General features: G+C 70.3%; 15 protein-coding genes. 10 read left to right on the top strand and 5 right to left on the bottom strand.

All coding sequences use genetic code 11. The features are described from left to right. From ACF1AJ_RS13965 to ACF1AJ_RS13985, 5 genes are read left to right on the top strand one after another with little or no spacing between them, the layout of a single operon-like run. On the top strand, positions 1 to 1014 hold the full coding sequence (locus tag ACF1AJ_RS13965) for a sensor histidine kinase (protein ID WP_391507873.1): 1014 nt from the start codon (positions 1 to 3) through the stop codon (positions 1012 to 1014). Next, positions 945 to 1190 carry a sensor histidine kinase gene (locus tag ACF1AJ_RS13970; protein WP_391507874.1) on the top strand — a complete coding sequence of 82 codons (246 nt, stop codon included), beginning with the start codon at positions 945 to 947 and terminating at the stop codon, positions 1188 to 1190. The genes ACF1AJ_RS13965 and ACF1AJ_RS13970 overlap by 70 nt, the downstream gene beginning before the upstream one ends. Then, a complete protein-coding gene (locus ACF1AJ_RS13975; RefSeq protein WP_391507875.1) occupies positions 1187 to 1810 on the top strand; it encodes a response regulator in 624 nt (207 codons plus the stop codon). The genes ACF1AJ_RS13970 and ACF1AJ_RS13975 overlap by 4 nt, the downstream gene beginning before the upstream one ends. A gap of 21 nt (positions 1811 to 1831) precedes the next feature. Next, positions 1832 to 2461 (top strand): TMEM175 family protein, encoded by a 630-nt coding sequence (locus tag ACF1AJ_RS13980; RefSeq protein WP_391507876.1) that lies wholly within the window; start codon positions 1832 to 1834, stop codon positions 2459 to 2461. Between the two features lie 16 nt (positions 2462 to 2477). Continuing rightward, positions 2478 to 2666 (top strand): hypothetical protein, encoded by a 189-nt coding sequence (locus tag ACF1AJ_RS13985; protein ID WP_309855312.1) that lies wholly within the window; start codon positions 2478 to 2480, stop codon positions 2664 to 2666. 55 nt (positions 2667 to 2721) lie between these two features. Here the strand turns inward: ACF1AJ_RS13985 and ACF1AJ_RS13990 are convergent, their stop codons facing one another. Beyond that, positions 2722 to 2949, bottom strand: coding sequence for a hypothetical protein (locus tag ACF1AJ_RS13990; RefSeq protein WP_391507877.1), 228 nt, complete (start codon positions 2947 to 2949; stop codon positions 2722 to 2724). A 120-nt stretch (positions 2950 to 3069) separates the two neighbouring features. Between ACF1AJ_RS13990 and ACF1AJ_RS13995 the strand changes: the two genes are divergently transcribed. The 3 genes from ACF1AJ_RS13995 to ACF1AJ_RS14005 all read left to right on the top strand — a co-directional run bounded on the left by ACF1AJ_RS13995 (position 3070) and on the right by ACF1AJ_RS14005 (position 6709). Further along, positions 3070 to 5952 carry a hypothetical protein gene (locus ACF1AJ_RS13995; protein WP_391507878.1) on the top strand — a complete coding sequence of 961 codons (2883 nt, stop codon included), beginning with the start codon at positions 3070 to 3072 and terminating at the stop codon, positions 5950 to 5952. Positions 5953 to 6099: 147 nt separating this feature from the next. Further along, on the top strand, positions 6100 to 6312 hold the full coding sequence (locus ACF1AJ_RS14000) for a hypothetical protein (protein ID WP_391507879.1): 213 nt from the start codon (positions 6100 to 6102) through the stop codon (positions 6310 to 6312). Between the two features lie 22 nt (positions 6313 to 6334). Then, the gene (locus ACF1AJ_RS14005; RefSeq protein WP_391507880.1) at positions 6335 to 6709 is read left to right on the top strand and encodes a hypothetical protein; all 375 of its coding nucleotides are present in this window, start codon (positions 6335 to 6337) and stop codon (positions 6707 to 6709) included. Positions 6710 to 6823: 114 nt separating this feature from the next. Here ACF1AJ_RS14005 and ACF1AJ_RS14010 read toward each other — a convergent pair whose 3' ends face one another. The 4 genes from ACF1AJ_RS14010 to ACF1AJ_RS14025 all read right to left on the bottom strand — a co-directional run bounded on the left by ACF1AJ_RS14010 (position 6824) and on the right by ACF1AJ_RS14025 (position 8477). Next, the gene (locus tag ACF1AJ_RS14010) at positions 6824 to 7018 is read right to left on the bottom strand and encodes a hypothetical protein (RefSeq protein ID WP_391507881.1); all 195 of its coding nucleotides are present in this window, start codon (positions 7016 to 7018) and stop codon (positions 6824 to 6826) included. A gap of 27 nt (positions 7019 to 7045) precedes the next feature. Beyond that, a complete protein-coding gene (locus ACF1AJ_RS14015) occupies positions 7046 to 7393 on the bottom strand; it encodes a hypothetical protein (protein ID WP_391507882.1) in 348 nt (115 codons plus the stop codon). After that, positions 7390 to 7689 carry a hypothetical protein gene (locus ACF1AJ_RS14020; protein ID WP_089879216.1) on the bottom strand — a complete coding sequence of 100 codons (300 nt, stop codon included), beginning with the start codon at positions 7687 to 7689 and terminating at the stop codon, positions 7390 to 7392. Before ACF1AJ_RS14020 ends, ACF1AJ_RS14015 begins: the two co-directional genes overlap by 4 nt. Before the next feature lie 119 nt (positions 7690 to 7808). Then, entirely contained in the window at positions 7809 to 8477 is a 669-nt protein-coding gene (locus ACF1AJ_RS14025) for an HAD family hydrolase (RefSeq protein WP_391507883.1), read from the bottom strand. Between the two features lie 56 nt (positions 8478 to 8533). On the opposite strand from ACF1AJ_RS14025, the gene ACF1AJ_RS14030 reads away from it, so the two are divergent. Beyond that, positions 8534 to 9352, top strand: coding sequence for an SDR family oxidoreductase (locus tag ACF1AJ_RS14030; protein ID WP_391507884.1), 819 nt, complete (start codon positions 8534 to 8536; stop codon positions 9350 to 9352). Positions 9353 to 9717: 365 nt separating this feature from the next. Beyond that, positions 9718 to 16845 carry a beta strand repeat-containing protein gene (locus tag ACF1AJ_RS14035; RefSeq protein WP_391507885.1) on the top strand — a complete coding sequence of 2376 codons (7128 nt, stop codon included), beginning with the start codon at positions 9718 to 9720 and terminating at the stop codon, positions 16843 to 16845. Positions 16846 to 16882 lie beyond the last annotated feature (37 nt).

The following is a 16882-nucleotide window of genomic DNA, read 5'->3' on the forward strand; positions in this document are numbered from 1 at the left end:
GTGGCAGAGCGCGCGGACGACCGCTGGTTCGGGGACTGGATCGGGTATTCCGCCGCCGCCACGCTGGCGTCGGTGCTGCTGATCCTGGCGAATCCGATCACCGGCTGGCCGCGGACGATCACCTCGGCCGTCCTCGTCCTCGTGCTCTTCCCGGTCTACTGGTTCCTCGCGCGGCCGAGTCGCGCCGGAGTGCGCAGCGACAGCTGGCGAGCGTGGCTGTACGTCGGGCTCGCGATCGCGGTCTACTTCGTCGCCTACGGCCTCAACAACTGGGCCAACATCGCGCTGTTCATCGTCTCGCCGCAGTTCTTCCTCGTGCTCTCCGCCGTGCCAGCGGCCGTCGCCATCGTCGTCATCAACCTCGGCGGCGTGCTCGTCCGCTGGCTGGTGGGCGACCTGGAGCCGGGGGATGTGGCGGGCACGCTCGGCCTGACCGTGCTGGTGATCGCGGTGTCCGTGTACTTCAGCAACCGCATCACCGCCGTGACGAAGGAGAGCCGCGAACGCGGGCTCCTCATCCAGCGGCTGCGCGAGCAGCAGCGCGAGATCGCCGAGCTGTCGGAGCAGCAGGGAGCGGCGGCCGAGCGTGAGCGCATCGCCCGCGAGATGCACGACACGCTCGCGCAGGGCTTCACCAGCATCGTCACCCTGGGCCATGCGGTGCAGGGCGAGCTCGACTCCGACCCGGCGACCGCTCGGCGGCACATCGAGCTGATGACCGACACGGCGCAGGAGAACCTGCAGGAGTCGCGGCGCATCATCGCGGCTCTGACCCCGGGCCGGCTGGCCGAGTCGACGCTGGAGCAGGCGCTGGGGCGGGTGGCCGGCCGGTTCGAGGAGGAGGCCGGCGTTCCTGTCGCCTTCGGCGTGACCGGCGAACCCGGCTGGCCCCGCCCGCCGTCGAGGTCGTCGCGCTGCGCGTGTTTCAGGAGGCGCTGGCTAACGTGCGCAAGCACGCCGGCGCCCGCTCGGTGGATGCGTCCCTCGCCTATGAGCCCGACGCGCTCGTGCTGACCGTGCATGACGACGGGCGCGGGTTCGACGCGGCTGCTCCGCGCGACGGCTACGGCATCGACGGGATGCGGGCGCGCGTCCGAGAGGCCGGCGGCGCGTTCGCCTTGACGACGGCTCCCGGCGATGGGACGCTGCTCACCGTCCGGCTTCCCGCCCCGATCGAGGAGGTGCCGTGATCCGCATCCTGCTGGCCGACGACCACCCCGTGGTGCGCGAAGGCATCCGGGGGATGCTGCAGAGCTACGACGACATCGAGGTGGTCGGCCAGGCCGGGAGCGGCCCCGAGGCCGTCGACCTCGTGGCCGCCCTGAACCCGGACCTGGTGCTGATGGACCTGCGCATGCCCGGCGGCGATGGCGTCGCGGCGACGCGCGCGATCGCGTCCGCGCATCCCGCGACCCGGGTCGTCGTGCTGACGACCTACGAGACGGACCAGGACATCCTGCGCGCCATCGAGGCCGGCGCGAGCGGATACCTGCTGAAGGACATCGCCCCGGCGGAGCTGGCCCGCTCCGTGCGTTCCGCCGCGGCGGGCGAGACGGTGCTCGCGACCTCGGCCGCCACGGCGCTGCTGGGACGGGTGCAGGGCCGGCGGGCCGATCCGGCTCTGTCCGCCCAGGAGGTGAAGGTGCTGCGGTTCGCCGCCGACGGCCTCACCAACGCGGCGATCGGCGCGCAGCTCTTCATCGGCGAGGCGACCGTCAAGACCTACCTCAGCCGCGCGTACGAGAAGCTGGGCGTCTCCGACCGCACATCGGCCGTGCGCCGCGCCATCGAACTGGGCCTCCTCGACTGACCGCTGCGGCAGAATGTCCGCATGGCGGTGATCAGGACGGAGCGCGGGCTCGACCGGCTCGTGAACTTCTCCGACGCGACGGTCGCGATCGCGATCACGCTGCTGATCCTGCCGCTCGTCGATGAGGCGTCGCAACTGGGCGGCAAGTCGTTCGGCGAGTTCCTCTCCACGAACGGCTGGGAGATCTTCGCGTTCGTCATCTCGTTCGTCGTCATCGCGCGCTTCTGGGTGATCCATCACCGCATCTTCGAGAGCGTGCGCGACTACAACTCCTGGGTCGTCTGGTTCAACTTCCTCTGGCTGCTCGCCATCGTGGCGATTCCATTCAGCGCCAACGTGCTCGCAGAGTCCGAGGGTCAGCGCGCGGAGGTCTACGCGCTCTACATCGGCGACATGCTCGTCGCGACGGTGGCGAGCCGGCTGATCGCCGAGGCGCTCTACCGCAGCCCGGAGCTGCTCGTCGAGGAGGCGCGGAAGAACATCGACCGCACCAACGGCATCGCTGAGGCCAGCATCATGGCGCTCGCGCTGGTGCTCGCCGTGCTGTTTCCGAGCATCAACCTACTGTGGCTGTTCCTACTCTTCCTGTCGGGCCCCGTGCACGCCCTTCTCCACAGGCTGGTGTACGGCCCTTCCCAGACGACAGCCTGAGGGCTAGCGTCGGGACATGCGCCTGAAGACCCTTCTCATCCTCGTCGTCGTGGCCGTCGCCTACCTGCTCGGAGCCCGTGCCGGTCGCGAACGCTACGAGCAGATCACCGAGGCCGTCACGTCGTTCTGGAACGCGCCCGATGTGAAGAAGGCGCGCAAGAAGGCCGTGGCGCAGGCTCAGAAGACGCGCAAGCGCCTGTCCTGACCGCTCGAGTATTCGGCGGGTGAAGCCCGACCGGAGTCGGCGGGTTCAGCGCGGCTCAGGGCTCGTCGTAGTCCCCGCCGGTGTACTCGCCTTCGGGGGCGTCGGCAGGCTCGTCCGCGTCCGTGTACGTCCCCTCGACCGAGGGATCGGGGCCGGGGTTCTCCTCGGTCTCGGTGTACTGACCGTGGACGCTGCGCTCGTGCGGCGCCTCGCCGTCGACCTCGGTGTAGCTGCCCTCGAGGTTCTCGCGTGCGTCGCCGGTCGGCTGCTCTGGGTTGCTCATAGCAGGGACACTACGCCGTGCCGCCGCGCTCGGCTACAGGTGCGGGGTGCGACATCGCTGTAGCCGTCCGGGCGCGGCCGGGAGTAGTCTGCGCGCGTCACCCGGACGATCGGCGGAGGGATGAGCGACGAGGCGCGACCCCACGACTGGCCCCACCATGTGCTCGAGCTGCGCATCCACGGCATCAAGAACACCCCGCCGACGGAGATGCTGGGGCGCGAGCAGAGCGAGCTGCGGCAGACGCAGGGCGATGAGAACGGCGGATTCTGGTGGGCGCCGAAGCAGGATGAGCCCGACCGCGACCCGGACGACGCCCCCGGCACGATCGACCCGGCCGTTCCGCCGGACGGCGTGCGCACCGAGGCCTACTCGTGGGGGCGGCTGGCGCGGTACGGTGCGGGGCCCTTCCTGTTCATCGGGCAGCTGTTCGTCCAGCTCGCCTGGCTGCTGCTGGCCCCGTTCGGCCTGGCGAACGCGGCGTACTGGACCCGGCGCATCCCGACTCAGCGGCCGGGCGGCGAGTGGGATGCCGGGGTCGGCGGCGCGTCTCTCCGCATCTTCGCGCTCGGACTGACCCTGCTCTACGTCTGCGCCCTCGGGTCGGTGAGCCTCGATCTGGGCGTGCAGTGCGTCACGGGCACAGCGTGCACGGCGCTGCCGGAGGCGGTCACCGGCTTCTTCGCGAACGCGCCGCTGAGCTGGCGCGGGCCGCAGCTGTCGCTGCTCTCGCTCGTGCCGATCGCGGGCGTCCTGCTCTTGTTCCTGGTGTCGCGCCGGGCCCGGGCACGCTACGAGGCGGCGATCTTCGACGCCGCCGACCGGATGGGCGGGCGCGGTGTCCGCCGCAGCGGCCGGCTGCGTCCGCTCGCGTCGGAGGGCTTCTGGCGCACGGCGCGCGTCGGCTCCCCGACCGAGCGGCTTCACCTCGCCGCCGCCTTCCTGCTGGTCGCCCTCCTCCTCGCCTGGGACCGCATGTTCGCCGGCGCCGCAGCGTGTGTCAAACTCCAGACCTTCGTGTCCGGGGAGTGCCTCGGCGCGGCGTTCGGATCGCGTGACCTCCTCGCCCTCAGCGGCGGGCTCATCGCGGCGCTCGGCTTGACCATCGTGATCGTCCTGGTCGGGGTGTTCGCCGAGACGACCAACACCGGGGGCGCCGCCGACGCGTCGGTCGACGAGTTCCTGCGCGACCGCCTCCGCACGACCGGGACGGTCACGGCCTGGGTGCTGGTGGTGTCCATCCTCGTCTACCTGTACGTCGGCGCCTCGCTGTGGTTCGGCGGTGAGTATGCGTCGCCGCCGTCGGGGGCGTTCCTCGGGCTCGCGACCGCCCCATCCATCATCCTCGGCGTGCTGCTCGCCATCTGCATTTCGGCGCTGGGTTGGCGGCGCGGGGTGCCGCACTGGCTGTCGATCGCCCTGATGACCGGTGCCGGGCTGACCTTCCTCGCCGGGGTCGCGCAGAATCCGCCGACGCAGAACGCAGCGCCAGGCGCCCTGCGTCTGCCGTTGTTCGCCATCGCGGCCGTGCTGACCCTCGCGCAGCTGATCCTCGTCTGGCGGTGGCCGTACTTCCCGAGCGGCCGCCGGGCCGGGCCGCCGGATCGATTCCGGGCCGAAGGCTGGGCGGGGATGGGCCCGGGCGTCGTCATGCTGTGGTCGCTCGGTGCCGCGATGATCCTCTCCACCCTGCTCGTGCTCGGCGTGCAGGGCTGGCTCGTCAGCGGGTCGCCCCCGTGCGGCTGTGCGACCCCGCCGCACGCGGTGCTGAGACCGCCGATCGTGTATCACAACTTCGGCGACGTGCTCCCGTTCATCGCCATCGCGCTGGCCCTCGTCGGTGTCGGCGTCGCCGCCGCGGTCCTGCGCTGGGTGCCCCTGCTGACGACGCCCCGCACGCGCGACGGGCGCCGCCCGCTGCTGGAGCAGGTGGATGCGTACCGCGACGGCCGCATCGCGGCGAGCACCACGGCCGACCGCCTGGCGCTGAAAATCCTGCGTGCGCGGCGACTCGCCGCGCTTGTGCACCGAGGCGAGCCCATCCTCGGGATCCTCGCCGCACTGCTCGCCGCCGGCTTCGTCGTGGCGCTCGCCGTCTCGTACTCGGTCGTCTTCCGCTGGATCGACGCGCTCGTCGGTCCGGCCCTCGCGGTGATCGCCGCCGCCATCCTCGCCGTGGTGGTGGAGAACGCGCTGACCGCCAAGGAACGCCCGATCAGCATCATGTGGGACCTCATGTGCTTCCTCCCGCGGGCGGGCCATCCGTTCGGTCCGCCCTGCTACGCGGAGCGCGTCGTCCCCGAGCTGCGCGATCGCGTCGCCGACTGGTTAACACACGACCTGGAGCCGCCAGAAGGAATCACGCTGGCCGAACGGCTCCGCTGGCGCGATGAGCAGGAGGAGGCCGCCCTCGGCGAGAAGCGCCCGTTCAGCGTGGTCCTCTCAGCCCACAGCCTGGGGGCCGTGCTGGCGGTCTCGACGCTGTTCACCCTGCGGCCGGACGACGCCGACCGGCTGCGCAACGTCGCGCTGCTCACCTACGGGTCGCAACTGCGCGTCTATTTCGGCCGGTTCTTCCCCGAGCTGTTCGGGCCGGATGCGCTCGGCACCCTCGGCTCGCGGCGTCCGCTCCTCGGCAAGGCCGACCCCTGGTTCACCCAGGTGGAGCGGGATCAGGACGGCGACCCGGTCGTCGTCGGTGCGTCCGGCGCATCCGACCCGTCGCTCGTCCAGCTGCTGACGCAGGAGGACGGTTCGGTCGCCTGGATCAACCTGTGGCGCCGGACGGATTACCTCGGCTTCCCGGTCAACAGTTACCGCCTCGAAGACCGCCGCCCGGACGACATCGACCGGGGAGCCGACGAGTTCGGTCCGCCGCGCTACCTCGTCAAGGTGGCGACGCATCCCGACTACCAGTCCGCCCCGCAGTACCGCGTGGCGCTCCTCGACCTCATCGCCCGCCTCGACACCCCCGAGCCGCCCGCCACCCCATCCCGCAGCTCCTGAGTTTTTCGCCCTTTTCGACCGCGAAACGCGGAAAAACTCCGGAACCGTTGGCGGGGGGCGCGGGGGAGGGGGAGCCACGATACGCCGAGGCGCGACGACGGGGCACCCCCCTTGCGGGCGACGGGCGTGCGGCGTTTCGTGGGGCCCATGACCGATTCGCGAGACCCACAGGAGCCGATCACCGGCAACGACCCCACCAACGGTCTGGCCGGCGACCTCGAGGGCGACGACGGCGGTGCCGCCGAGCCCACCGCGGACAAGGACGTGATCCAGGAGGTCATCCCGGATCTCGACGACGCCCGCGCCGAACCGGGTGACGGGAACTCCGCTACCTCGTACAGCGAAGAGGGCAAGCCGTAAGGCGCCCGGGAAGGAGCGAAGCATGAGTGACACCAGCGGACTGCCGAACACGGACGCCGAGGGCGTTCCGGCCGAGGACAAGCCCGAGCGCTTCGAGCAGGGCCAGGGCGCCGTCGACACCTCCGATCAGGATGTCGCGGGCGCAGGGGAGGCCGGATCGGACACCGCCGCCGGCGCCGAACGCGACGCCCAGGCCGCCGAGCCCGCCGAGACGGAATCCGGCCAGTCCGGAGACGTCTCCGCACCGCACGAGACCGGGGTCGCTCCGGAGGGAGCGGAGGATGTGACGGCTGCCGAAGGGGGCACCGACCAGGCCGAGCCGCCGCCCGCCGACTTCGATCCGGCCGACCAGCCGTCCAACCCGGACCTCGTGGGGCACGTCGAGCCCCCGGACTGATCCACCGCATCCAGCCACCGGCGTCACGCCGGTACCCGACCGGCCCCGCCCTCCTCATCCCAGGGCGGGGCTGCTCGCTGTCCGGGCGTGGCCGTCAGCGAGCAGCGGCACAACTCAGACGTGCGGCCGCGCAGCCAGCCAGCAGCCGCCCGCGATGAGACCGACCACGCACATCCCCACGCCGACACCGAGAACCGGGGCGTCGCCACCCGTCCGCGGCAGCAGCAGACCGACGACGAAGAGCAACGCGCCGACGTTGAGCGTCACGGCGGAGACCCAGCCGAGTGTCGTGCGCAACGTCGCGTTCATCCGGGCAATCGTAGCCCGTCGCGCAGGCTACTCCCCGTCGATCAGGTCGAGCAGGCGCTTGGTCTCGCGGGCGATGTCGTCGTGGTCGTTCTGCGCGGCGCGGCTCTCCAGCGAGATCACCGCGCAGCGGTGCACTTTCGTGAAGTCGCCGTACGGGAAGCTGAAGCGGCCCTTCGTCTCCTCGCTCTTGTCCGGGTCCTCGCCGAGGTGCCAGAGGGCGTAGTCGTCCCAGCCGTTCTTGTCGATGTAGCGATTCTCCTCGTCGGCACTGGGGGCGTGTTCGCTCCAGTCGTCGCGCTCGTCGTGCACGACCTTGCCCTGCTCGACCAGCTTCCTGGCGTGCTCCAGCGCCTTCTTGTTGAGACGTACCGTCATGCCTCTCCCTGGTTGCCCGTCGCGGCCGTCTCCGCGTCCAGCGACTCGTTGATGAGGGATGCGACGAGCATCTTCCAGTCGGATCCTTCGTGCAACGTCTCCGTGTAGCCCGGGGGCACGGCGCCGAACACCGGCTCGTGCTCCTCCCCTTCGACGGCGACGCGGATCAGCGTCCCCAGTTCGGCGTGCGACTCGTCGAGGACGACCCACACCCCCGCCGTCTTCTTCTCCACGTGGAAGATGCGGCCCCGGTACGGGTACCGCACGCTGGACATCTCGAGCTCGCTCGCCGACATGGCGACTCCTCTCGTCGGACTCGTCGGCACCTATCGAACGCCCAGCGCCCGCGCTTGGCAAGAGGGATGTGGCGAGCGACCGCTGCGGAGCGCGTGCTCGCCGCAGGCCCAGCGGGCTCTCAGGCCGACCGTCGACCGCTGAGAACGCCGTCGATGCGGTCGAGCAGGTCGGCCGGGTCGTCGAACACCGACACCGCTCCGGCCTCGAGCAGCTCGGACGGACCGACCCCGCCCGACAGCACACCCGCCGACCGCACGTGCGCACGCGCCGCGGCCATCATGTCCCACGTCGAGTCGCCAATGAAGAGCGCGTCGGACGGCGCGCAACCGGCGCGTTCCAGCGCGACCTCGATGATCCCGGGCTCGGGCTTGGCCGTCGCCACATCGTCGGCGTTCGTCGTCGCGTGGATGGCGTCCTCCGCATCCAGAGCATCCATCAGCAGTTCCAGCTCATCCGTCGGTGCGGAGGTCGCCAGGACCACCCGGATCCCGCGCGACGACAGCTCACGCAGCAGGTCGCCCGCGTGCTCGAACGCCCGCAGCCGCCCGGCCTGCTCGCGGTAGTACTGCGAGTGCAGGTCCTTCGCCCGCGTGATCCAGTCGTCGTCGCGCTCGCCGACCAGCCCCTCCAACAGCCGGGCGGAGTCCTGCCCGATGGCCCGGTGGATGCGCCACGAGTCGACGGGCGTCCCCATGTCGGCGAACGCGCGGCTCCACGCGTCGACGTGAAGGAAGTTGGAGTCGACGAGGGTCCCGTCGACGTCGAAGAGCACTGCGGAGATCGTCATGGCTCCACGACTACCACCCCTTGCGCACGCCCGGCATGGGGTGCACCGTTCCGGGCATGGCTGATCACTCGTATCCGGAACTCACCGACCCGCGCACCGCCATCGTCACCGGCTCCGACTCCGGCATCGGCCGGGCGACCGCGGTCGCCCTCGCCCAGGCCGGCATGGACGTCGGCATCACCTGGCACTCCGACGAGGAGGGCGCGGAGGAGACCGCGCGCCTCGTCCGCGAGACCGGCCGCCGTGCCGTCGTCGCGCAACTCGACACCACCGACGCCCCCGCCTGCGGCGACGTCGTCGACCGCATGGCCGACGAGCTCGGCGGCTGCGACGTCTTCGTCAACAACGCCGGGCTCAACGGCGGCACCCCCTTCTTCGAGACCGACTGGGAGACCTGGCGGAAGACCGTCTGCGCCGACCTCGATGGCGCGTTCGTCTGCATCCAGCGCATGGCCCGACGGATGGTGGATGCGGGACGCGGCGGCCGCATCATCGGCGTCACCAGCGTCCACGAGCACCAGCCGCGCGTCGGTTCTGCCGCGTACGATGCCGCGAAGCACGGGCTCGGCGGCCTGCTGAAGACGCTCGCGCTGGAGCTCGGCGAGTACGGCATCACCGCGAACGCCGTCGCGCCCGGCGAGATCTCGACGCCGATGAACGACGCAGAGGATGAGGACCCGCGCGACGTCCACCGCCCCGGCATCCCGCTCGGACGTCCGGGAGATGCGCGCGAGATCGCCGCGGTCATCGCGTTCCTCGCCTCGCCTGCGGCCTCGTACGTCACCGGCGCATCCTGGGCGGTCGACGGCGGGATGCTGCAGATGGGCCCGCAGGCCGGGTCGCACCTGACCTCGGACGACTGGCGCCGCTTGTAGTCCGGCTTCGTACGTCTTGACGGCCGCGCCGTCGCACCTCGTCGTGCGGCGGCGCGGCCGTTCTGCGTGTCCGCTGTCTTTCGTCGCGGAGGGTGGTCTGTTGTGATCGAAGCGGACCATCCCCGCGTCGCGAACCCCCCATCGGGACGCGGGGATGCGGGCTGGCGGGCCCGCTCGGCTCGGGTACCGAGCGGACCCGTCGGTCGTTCCCCCGCTGATTCGAAGCGCTGTCTTTCGGTTCCGCGGCATCCCCGTAAAACTCCTCCCAGATGCGGCCGTCGTCGCCACAGCTGAGGAGAGTCGCCATGACCGTTCGTCCTGAAGGTGTCGCGCGGAGGAGTGCGCGAACACTTCTTCTCGCATGCGTGGCCATAGCCGCTCTGGTCGGGACGCTGATCCTTCCGCAGCACTATGCCGATGCAGCCACGACGACCGTCTCGACGCTGTACAAGACGGCCACGAACGCCTCGAACAATTCCATTGCTGCGTCATCGGATGCGCCGGGGGGTGCGAAGACCGGGACGGCGAAGCCCGGAGACACGCTCAAGTGGGTGGTGTCCTACCAGAACAACACGTCGGCGAACGCCTCGGTGAACATGAAGGATGTGATCGCGAACGCCGGTGCCTACGTGCCGGGGTCGCTGCAGCTGCCTCCGAACCCAAACGGTGAGGGCGCTCTGGCTCCGCAGTACAGTACCGACGGCGGGACGACGTGGACGAGCGGGACGCCGCCCGCCAACGCGAACGGCATCGGGTACGTGGGCACGGTGGTGCCGCAGGGCACGCAGCAGGTGTCCGTGAGGTTCCCGGCGCCCAGCTCGACGACGGTGCAGACCTCCGGTGGTGACGCATACAACGTCGTGGTGCGGGGAGACCTCGTGTACGGCGTCTATCACCACCGCACCGATGCCGTCGTGTACTGCGCCAAGTGGGCGGATGGGACCACGTGTCCGGGCTGGCCGACGAACGCGAACAACCAGTATTGGTCATCGGCCGTGGGAACGGCCATCGGCACCGGGACCGGGTACACCGGGTTCACTGCATGGCAGGGGGGCACCTGGATTTCGGGGAGCAAGCTGTTCTGGTTGCAGGGCACGGGGGGAGCGGGGTCCCAGGGTGCGCTCGGGGTGGCGTGCCTGGACCTGTCGCCCGCGACCCCGGTCAGTTGCGGTTTCTCCTCGCTGGGTCAGGTGGCGCGTGATGCCAACGGGAACATCGGTGCGACGTTCGGAGGCACGGGGCTGCCTGCTGCGAATGGGCGGTTGTATGTGACGGCGGAGACCCCGACGGGCAATGTCCTGCTCTGCGTGGACCCGGCGGCCGGAGGCCTGTGCGGAACGGTGCCGCTGACGTCCGGGGCTACAGCGAACAACGTCCGGATCTCGTCGGCGACCTTTGCCGACTACGTGTTCACCAGTGTCCCCACGACAGCGGGGAACGGTACCAGCGTCTGGCAGACCTACTGCTACAACACCGCCACGTCGGCGCTCTGCCCGGGGAGCTGGCCGGTCGCGTCGCCGACCCTGCCCACCGATGGCAGCACCAACTTCGCGCCGGTGCTCTCGACTGCCGGAGCGCTGACCGGGGTCTGCTCGATCCTGAACACGGGAGGCACGGGCGGCAGCATCTGCTGGGATCTGGCAGGTGTTCTGCAGAGCAACAACCCGTACACAGGGACCGGCGCCAACTACAACGTCAATAACTCGACGACCGCCGGTGATGCGCTCACCATCGGTTCGAAGGTGTACCTCGCTTCGGGCAACACCGTGATCTGCGTGGACTTCGGCGCCTACACCGGCAACGGCACCGTTCCGGCCTGCTCCGGGTTCACTCCGGTACCCAACCAGTTCAACTACACCGTCCGCACTGCCACCGATGTCGCCCCGAATTGCCTGGTCGCCAACGGCGACGCCGGGCGGATCATCCTGTTCAACGCCCTCACCGGCGGCGGCTGCCTGGCTGTGTCCGGACCCACCACGATGACGGTCAACCCGCCCGCATACTACTGCGGAGACGCCGCCGCCTTCCGGGCTTGGGACCTCCTCACCCTTCCCGGCCTGACTTCGGGGACCTACGCGAACTCCAGCGTGACCCTGCGTGATCAGAACAATGCGGTCATCACCGGCTTCGACAACGTGACGCTGCCCGCAGGCGGAAACCTGGACATCTCCAGCATCCCCACCACCGTCACATCGATCACTGCGAGCGTGACCGTCAACGGAATCAACGACATCTCCGGCGTCCAGACCGGTCAGCTGTCCATCACATGGCAGGGCGACCCGCCGCAGCTCTGCTTCCAGACCATCGCCCCGCCCGTCTCCTGCGACGCTGCCGCTCCGGTCACACTCTCGAACACGGCCAACGCGGTGACCACCTTCACGGCCGGAAACGACGCCCCCAACGGCAACACGACGGGGGAAGCGCGGTTCACGGTCCAGGCGGACCCGGCTCAGTGCTCGCTCGCGATCACGAAGACGCCATCGACTCCCTCCGCGAGACCAGGCGACACGGTGACGTACACGATCACTGTCAAGAACACCGGAAGCCAGGCCTACGACAACGCCTCCCTCACCGATGACCTGACCGACGTTCTGGGGGACGCGGCCTACAACGGCGATCCCGTCGCGTCATCGGGGAACGTCGCATACACGGCTCCGAACCTGACCTGGTCCGGTCCCCTCGCGGTGGGCGCGACGGCGACGATCACCTACTCGGCGACAGTCCTTAATCCCGATGCGGGTGACCACCGCATGATCAACACGGTCGTGTCCCCGACCGCCGGCAGTAACTGCGCGGCGGGGTCGGCCGACGCGAACTGCACCGCGGACGTCCTGGTATCCGATCTGACGGTGATCAAGACGGCCGACAACACCGCCGTGCAGAGCCCGGCCCGCGCCGGAGACATCGTCACCTACGACTTCAGTGCGACGAACACCGGCCAGACGACCCTCACGGGAGTCACCATCACCGACCCCCACCCGGGACTGAACCCGCTGACCTACACCTGGCCGGATCCGGCCTTCGCGGGCAGGCTGCTGCCCGGGCAGACCGCGACGGCGAGCGCGACCTACGCGCTCACCCAGACGGACATCGACAGCGGCCTCGTGCAGAACTCGGCGACAGCCGTGGGCAGTCCGCCCAACGGCCCACCGGTCACCACACCGGCAAGTCGGGCCGACGTGCCTTTGTCGCAGCAGCCGGACATGATCTTCACCAAGACCGCCAACGCCAACGCCGTTTCCGACCCGGCGGCGGTGGGCAACGTCATCCAGTACACCTTCACGGCGACGAACACCGGCAGCGTGACGCTGACGGGGGTCACCATCACGGATCCGCTCCCGGGCTTGTCGGCGCTCGTGTATCAGTGGCCGGGCGTCGCAGGGGTGCTGCTTCCGGGCGAAACGGTCACGGCCACGGCGATCTACACGCTCACGCAGGCCGACATCGACTCCGGGCATGTCGCCAACGTCGCGACCAGCTCCGCGACTCCGCCGGCAGGACCGGTGGTGACACCGCCCGCTTCCAGCACCGACACACCGCTGCCGAACGGTCCCGGAGCCAACTTCCAGAAGGCCGCCGACCTTTCGCAGGTGCATGTGCCGGCCGTCGTGGGCGACACGATCACCTACACCTTCTCGGCGACGAACACCGGCAACGTCACGCTGACCAACGTCGCCATCGACGACCTGCTGCCCGGGCTCTCCCCGCTCGTGTACACCTGGCCGGACCCGGCGGACCCGGGGGTCGTGCACCCGGGGGAGACCGTGACGGCCACGGCGACCTACCAGCTCCTGCAGAGCGACATCGACGCGGGCCACGTGGCGAACACGGCGACGGTGGCAGGGACGCCCCTCAGTGGTCCGCCCTACGTCTCTCCGCCCGCCAGCACGGACAGCCCGCTGATCGCGAACCCGGGAATCGCGCTGACCAAGACCGCCGACGCGGCGGGAGTGAACTCGCCGGCCAGAGTCGGTGACCCCGTCACCTATCACTTCGTGGTGACCAACACCGGCAACGTGCGGCTGGACGCCGTGACGATCGCCGACCAGCTCCCCGGGCTCGGCCCGATCGTGTACGGAGCCTGGCCGGCCGCCTCCGGCACCCTCCTTCCCGGTGAGTCCGTGACCGCGACCGCGACCTACGCCGTGACGCAACAGGACATCGACGCCGGCCAAGTGGTGAATCGAGCACAGGCGACGGGCACGCCACCCGGCGGGCCGAGCACCGGCAGCACGTTCGCATCGATACCGGTCCCCCTGACCCGGGGCCCGAACCTGGTCATCGTGAAGACGGCCGACGAGTCCGGCGTCCAGATCCCGGCTGCGGTCGGCGACGCGATCGTCTACACCATCACCGCAACCAACACGGGCAACGTCACCCTGACCGGGGTGACGATCGACGACGCCCTGTCGGGCATCGGGCAGCTGCAGTACACATGGCCGGGCACACCGGGGACCCTGCTGCCGGGCCAGGTGGTGACCGCGACGGCTTCGTACGCCGTGACACAACAGGACATCTCCGCCGGTCACGTGGAGAACTCCGCCACCACCAGGGGAACGCCGCCGACTGGTCCGGATGTGACACCGCCGCCGTCCGTCACCGATACGCCGCTGGTGGCGAACGCCGATCTGACTCTGGTCAAGAGCGCGGATGCGTCGGCGCTGAACTCGCCGACACGGGTGGGAGACCAGATCACCTACCGCTTCACCGCCGGCAACGCCGGCAACGTCCCGCTGACGGGCGTCTCCATCGCGGACGCCCTGCCGGGGCTGTCTCAGATCACGTACACCTGGCCGGATCCGGCCCAGCCCGGCACGCTCCTTCCGGGACAGACGGTCGCCGGCGTGGCCGTCTACACCGTGTCGCCCTCCGACCTGGACGCCGGCCACGTGGCCAACACGGCCATCGCGACGGGGGCACAGCCCAACGGCCCCGACGCGACGTCCCCCCAGGCTGTCACCGACACGCCTCTCGACGTCGCGCCGTCGCTCATCCTCTCGAAGACCGCAGACGGCTCCACTGTCGGCAGTCCCGCGGCGGTCGGGGACACCATCACTTACACGTTCACTGCAACGAACACGGGGAACGTCACCCTCAGCGGCGTGGCCGTGTCCGACCCGCTCCCGGGCCTGTCGGCACTGACGTACACCTGGCCGGACCCGGCTCAGCCGGGCATGCTGCCGGCCGGCGGGTCCGTCACCGCGACGGCGACGTATGCGCTGACACAGGCAGACATCGACGCCGGACATGTCGCGAACAGCGCCCGAGCGAGCGGGACACCGCCCAACGGCCCGGCGATCGACACTCCGCCCGCAGACACGGACACGCCTCTCGGTGTCAGTCCCTCCCTCGACCTGGTCAAGTCGGCGGCGTCCCTGGACCCGACGGACTTCACGGTCGGGAAGACGGTCACGTACTCCTTCGTGCTCACCAACACCGGCAACGTGACGCTGACATCCCCCACGGTCACGGAGACGCAGTTCACCGGCTCTGGCGCCGTGTCGCCGGTGAACTGCCCGCCGACGCCCGCGCTGGCCCCGGGCGCGCAGCTCACCTGCACGGCGAGCTATGTGCTGACGCAGGCCGACGTCGACAGCGGCCACGTGTTCAACGAGGCCACGGCATCCGGGACGCCGCCGAACGGACCGGATGTGGTCTCGCCTCCGTCCTCCGCCGACATCCCCGGCGTCCAGACGCCCGCGCTGTCCCTGGCGAAGAGGGCCGACGACTCCGCCGTCGGCACCCCGGCACGGGTGGGAGACACGATCAGCTACACCTTCACGTCGACGAACACCGGCAACGTGGCCCTGACCGCGGTGTCGATCGCCGACCCCCTCCCGGGTCTGTCGTCCCTGTCCTACAGTTGGCCGGACCCGGCCAACCCGGGGGTCCTCGTGCCGGGTCAGACGGTCACCGCAACGGCGACCTACAGGCTGACGCAGGCTGATGTCGACCTCGGGCGGGTGCAGAACGCAGCGAACGCATCGGGAACACCGCCGAACGGTCCGCCGACCACGTCGCCCACGGCAACCACCGAGACCCCGCTCGCCGGCGCCCCGGCCATCGACCTGGTGAAGACAGCGGGCGTGTCGGGTGTGCAGTCTCCGGCCGTGGTGGGCGACAGGATCGTCTACACCTTCGTCGCGACCAACTCCGGCAACGTGACCTTGAGGGCGGTGTCGATCGCCGACCCCCTGCCGGGTCTGTCGGCCCTGGCCTACACCTGGCCGGATCCGGCGGAGCCGGGGGTGCTGGCCCCGGGCGGATCGGTGACGGCGACAGCCACCTACGCCCTGACCCAGGCCGACATCGACGCCGGCCACGTGGCGAACACGGCCACGGCGGCGGGAACTCCGCCGAACGGCCCGGGCGTGACCGACTCGGGATCGGCGGACGTTCCTCTGGTCGCCGCCCCGGCGATCGACCTGGTGAAGACGGCCGACGTGTCCGCCGTGACTTCCCCCGCCGCGGTCGGCGACACGGTGACGTACACCTTCGTCGCGACGAACACGGGCAATGTCACGTTGACCGGGGTCGGCATCACGGACCCGCTTCCCGGACTCTCCGCCCTCAGCTTCACCTGGCCGGGGACGCCGGGGACACTCGCTCCCGGGCAGGGCGTGACCGCGACGGCGACCTACACCCTCACCCAGGCGGACATCGACGCCGGCCGGCTGTCGAACACTGCGGATGCCGTCGGCACTCCGCCGAGCGGTCCCGGCGTGACCGACCAGGCCACGGTGGAGATCCCGCAGGACCTGGTGCAGGCTCTCGCGCTGACGAAGACCGCGGACGCTTCGCAGGTGTCGTCGCCTCCGCGGGTCGGCGACCAGATCGCGTACGGGTTCACGGTGACGAACACCGGGAACGTCACGCTCGCGGGTGTCGACATCGGCGATCCGATGCCCGGGCTGTCCGCTCTCACCTACACCTGGCCGGGCGCGCCGGGCGTGCTCGCGCCGGGAGCCTCGGCGACAGCGACCGCGACCTATCGCCTGACTCAACGGGACATCGACGCGGGCCACGTCGACAACACCGCGACGGCAACCGGCGCACCGCCGCTCGGCCCCCCGATCTCGTCGACGCCGGCGTCGACCGACACGCCGCTCGTGTCGTCCCCGGGATTGCACCTCGTGAAGACCGCGGATGCCTCGCAGGTGCATGCTCCGGCGATGGTGGGCGACACCATCACCTACACCTTCACGGTCAGCAACGTGGGCAACGTCACCCTAACGGATGTGAACGTCGCCGACGCGATGACGGGCCTGTCGCCGCTGACGTACGCCTGGCCCGGGGCCGCGGGAGAGCTCCGTCCCGGTGAATCGGCGACGGCGACGGCGAGCTACCGCCTGACTCAGGCGGACCTTTCCGCCGGGCACGTCGCCAATACCGCCCGGGCCACCGGGACAGGCCCAGGCGGTGCGTCGATCACGACCCAGGCGGCGGTCGACACGCCGCTGACCCCGACGATCGCGCCCGTGGTCTCGGGGTGACAGCCGACCGGAACGCGAAGCCGGAGGAGAGGAGGTC

The organism is Leifsonia sp. NPDC014704 (assembly GCF_043083605.1).
Lineage (GTDB): Bacteria > Actinomycetota > Actinomycetes > Actinomycetales > Microbacteriaceae > Leifsonia.

Excerpts from the sequence above, each read along its gene's own strand:
- ACF1AJ_RS14030 (WP_391507884.1), top strand. The coding sequence starts at position 8,534 with ATGGCTGATCACTCGTATCCGGAACTCACCGACCCGCGCACCGCCATC.
- ACF1AJ_RS13980 (WP_391507876.1), top strand. The coding sequence starts at position 1,832 with ATGGCGGTGATCAGGACGGAGCGCGGGCTCGACCGGCTCGTGAACTTC.
- ACF1AJ_RS13990 (WP_391507877.1), bottom strand. The coding sequence starts at position 2,949 with ATGAGCAACCCAGAGCAGCCGACCGGCGACGCACGCGAGAACCTCGAG.
- ACF1AJ_RS14025 (WP_391507883.1), bottom strand. The coding sequence starts at position 8,477 with ATGACGATCTCCGCAGTGCTCTTCGACGTCGACGGGACCCTCGTCGAC.
- ACF1AJ_RS13995 (WP_391507878.1), top strand. The coding sequence starts at position 3,070 with ATGAGCGACGAGGCGCGACCCCACGACTGGCCCCACCATGTGCTCGAG.
- ACF1AJ_RS14020 (WP_089879216.1), bottom strand. The coding sequence starts at position 7,689 with ATGTCGGCGAGCGAGCTCGAGATGTCCAGCGTGCGGTACCCGTACCGG.
- ACF1AJ_RS14010 (WP_391507881.1), bottom strand. The coding sequence starts at position 7,018 with ATGAACGCGACGTTGCGCACGACACTCGGCTGGGTCTCCGCCGTGACG.
- ACF1AJ_RS14015 (WP_391507882.1), bottom strand. The coding sequence starts at position 7,393 with ATGACGGTACGTCTCAACAAGAAGGCGCTGGAGCACGCCAGGAAGCTG.
- ACF1AJ_RS14000 (WP_391507879.1), top strand. The coding sequence starts at position 6,100 with ATGACCGATTCGCGAGACCCACAGGAGCCGATCACCGGCAACGACCCC.
- ACF1AJ_RS13985 (WP_309855312.1), top strand. The coding sequence starts at position 2,478 with ATGCGCCTGAAGACCCTTCTCATCCTCGTCGTCGTGGCCGTCGCCTAC.
- ACF1AJ_RS14005 (WP_391507880.1), top strand. The coding sequence starts at position 6,335 with ATGAGTGACACCAGCGGACTGCCGAACACGGACGCCGAGGGCGTTCCG.